3 protein-coding genes and 1 pseudogene are annotated in these 2,854 nt (G+C 72.4%); 2 read left to right on the plus strand and 2 right to left on the minus strand.

Features of this window, described 5'->3' with window-relative positions; all coding sequences use genetic code 11:
- Nucleotides 1–451: pseudogene (locus G6019_RS06920) on the minus strand (hypothetical protein); the annotation flags it as partial.
- Nucleotides 452–528: 77 nt separating this feature from the next.
- On the opposite strand from G6019_RS06920, the gene G6019_RS06925 reads away from it, so the two are divergent.
- A complete protein-coding gene (locus G6019_RS06925; protein ID WP_107756473.1) occupies nt 529–1,341 on the plus strand; it encodes a DUF3097 domain-containing protein in 813 nt (270 codons plus the stop codon).
- 16 nt (nt 1,342–1,357) lie between these two features.
- Here the strand turns inward: G6019_RS06925 and G6019_RS06930 are convergent, their stop codons facing one another.
- The gene (locus tag G6019_RS06930; protein ID WP_231750557.1) at nt 1,358–2,026 is read right to left on the minus strand and encodes a TVP38/TMEM64 family protein; all 669 of its coding nucleotides are present in this window, start codon (nt 2,024–2,026) and stop codon (nt 1,358–1,360) included.
- Between the two features lie 134 nt (nt 2,027–2,160).
- On the opposite strand from G6019_RS06930, the gene G6019_RS06935 reads away from it, so the two are divergent.
- The coding region (locus G6019_RS06935; protein WP_309230179.1) for a methylmalonyl-CoA mutase family protein at nt 2,161–2,854 on the plus strand (694 nt) is incomplete at its 3' end.

The raw sequence follows: 2,854 nt of genomic DNA on the forward strand, positions 1-2,854 counted from the left end.
CGATACCGCGGGCACGCCACCGCAGGACGTCCGGGTGCGGGTGGACGCACGTGAGAACGACCGCCTCACGGCTCGCCGGGTCGCGGACCAGGACGCCCCATCCCGCCGCCGCCACGTCGGACCGGACCGCGGGGACAGCGGGCAGGCTCGACGAGTCCCCGGGCGCGGCGGTCAGCAGGGCGAGCGACTCCGGAGCGGGATACGTCCGACCCGATCGGCGGAGTGAGGTGATCAGGCCCGGGAGCAGTGCGGTCGGTCCCGAGGCGGGGGAGACCCCGTCCAGCATCCGCACGGGATCACCCGTGACCTCGACCAGGTGGGACCCCGCGAGCCCCGAGACATATCCGGTGAGGGCGTCGAACGGTTGGTCTCCCCAGGCGGTACGCAGCAGGACGAGGGGCAGTGGCCACGCGGGGGACAGCGCGGCGCCGCGGGTGAGGGGGCGTGACATGACGATCGATCCTACCGGTCGGTGCGCCGCCCCCTCCCGGTCCGCGCATCCGGCTAGCCTGTCGGGCCATGACAGACATGTACGGATCCGACGTCCTGTCCGGGACCGCCCGGCGCCGCCGGCCGGAGATCCCCGTCGTCGTCGCCGAGAGCGATCTGGTGGCGGAGCACGCCGACTCCGGCTTCTGCGGAGCCGTGGTGGGTTTCAGCCACACCCCCGACGGCGACTTCGTGAAGCTCGAGGACCGTCGCGGCCTGGTCCGCCTCTTCGCCATGACCCCCTCGGCCTTCCTCATCGACGGCTCACCGGTCACCCTGCGTCGGCCCGGGCCGGTCGTGAAAGCGGGCCCGAAGGTCACCGCGTCCGGGTCCCGGAAGGTCGAGGGCCTGCGAGCCAGGACCGCGCGCGCGGGCCGAATCTGGGTCGAGGGAATCCATGACGCGGCCCTCGTCGAGAAGATCTGGGGCCACGACCTGCGTGTGGAAGGGATCGTCGTGGAACCGCTTCACGGGATCGACGACCTGCCCGCGCTGGTGGGGCAGTTCGGGCCGACGCCGCAGGCGCGCCTGGGCGTCCTGGTCGACCACCTCGTGGAGGGCAGCAAGGAGTCGCGCATCGTGGCCGGGCTCGGGGACGACGTGCTGGTGACCGGCCATCCGTACGTCGACATCTGGCAGGCGGTCAAGCCCCGGGCCGTGGGCATCCACACGTGGCCCGTGGTGCCGCGTGGGGAGGACTGGAAGACGGGCATCTGTGACCGTCTGGGCTGGGGGGAACCCGCGGACGGCTTCCGGCGGGTCCTGGCGGCGGTGAGCTCCTACCGCGACATCGAACCGGCCCTGCTCGGTGCGGTCGAGCGGTTGGTGGACTTCGTCACCGAGCCCGCCTGATCCCCCGGGGCACGGTTCACGACGCCTCGGTGTCGTTCCCCGGCTCGGTGTCGTCGTCGCCCCGAACGGGCAGGCGGGCGTCCAGGATCATGCCGACCAGCCCCACCCCGGCGAACGCGGCGGTCGCCCACAGTGCGGCGGTTCCGTCGCCCTCCGTGAGGGAGTGCCCCAGCAGGACCGCCGCGACGGTCCCCGGAGCACTGCCCAGGACCGTCGCGACGAGGAACTGCCGGAACGGGATCGAGGTGAGGGCGGCCGCGTAGTTGAGTACGGAGAACGGCACCGCCGGGACCAACCTCAGGCTCCCGACGGAGAGCCATCCGCGCCGTCGGAGACGTGCGTCCACCGCAGCGATGCGGGGGTCCGAGCGCAACGAGGCGGTGCGGCGGTGGCCCAGCCGGCGGACCCCGACGAACGCCAGCGAGGCCGCTACCCCGGAGGCCACCAACGACGACGGGATCGCCACGGCGGGGGTGAAGAGCACCGCGGCCGAGTACGTGAAGGTCGACCGGGGGATCGGGCCCACCGTGACGAGCGCGTAGGCGGTGAAGAACGCGACCGGGAACCACGGTCCCAGCTGGTCCGCCCAGCCACGCAGTTGCTCCAGGCCAGGGGTCGGGATGACGGTGGCCAGCAACACCAGGAGCAGGACGACCGCTGCCCACCCCGCCACCCGTCCTCGCACGCGTCGACTCTAGTCCCAGGGCTCCGTCGTACCCGCGCCGGTGACCCCGCACACACGGTCACGTTCCGGCGGGCGAAGATGCTGCATTAGAGTCCGAGGTGACCCCCTTCACTCCACAAGAGAACGAGGTACCGGTGTCCAGTCCGACCACAGGTCCCGACCTTCAGTCCTGGTACGCCTCTGTGGGAGCCGTCCTCGCGAAGGCCGCCCGCAAGGATCCGTCCGAGATGCCGGAGGACGCGTGGCGCGCCCTCGTGGCCACCACCCGGGACGGGATCGAGGTGAACCCCCTCTACACGCGCGCCGACGAGACGCCCGAGCGCTCCGCACCGGGCTCGTTCCCGTTCGTGCGAGGAGGGGACCGGTCAGGGTTGCCGGACAACGGTTGGCACGTCTGCGTCCGGGTCGACGCCCAGGGCGACCCGAGCGACGTCAACACCGCCGTTCTGGACCTTCTCGGCCAGGGGGCGTCCGCCCTGTGGTTGCGGGTGCCCGCCTCCCAGGTGGGTGCCGTCCTCAAGGACGTCTATCTCGACCTCGCCCCGGTGACGTTCGACGCCGGTGCCGACCTCGTCGAGGTGGGTGAGGCGTTCCTCGAACTGCTCGACCAGCGCAGGGCCGCGGGCGACGGGGTGACCGACCGGTCCGCGATCATCGCCGACCTCGGTGCGGCACCGGTCACCGCCGCGTACGGCGACGGGGGGCCCTCGCGGTCGATCGACCTCGGCGCGGCGGTCTCTCTCGCCACACGCGTGGCCGAGCGGGAGGAGACCGTCCGGACCTTCGTGGCCGACGGCACGGTCTTCCACGCCGACGGTGCCGGGGACG

It is taken from the genome of Dietzia sp. DQ12-76, assembly GCF_014145045.1.
Classification (GTDB): domain Bacteria; phylum Actinomycetota; class Actinomycetes; order Mycobacteriales; family Mycobacteriaceae; genus Dietzia.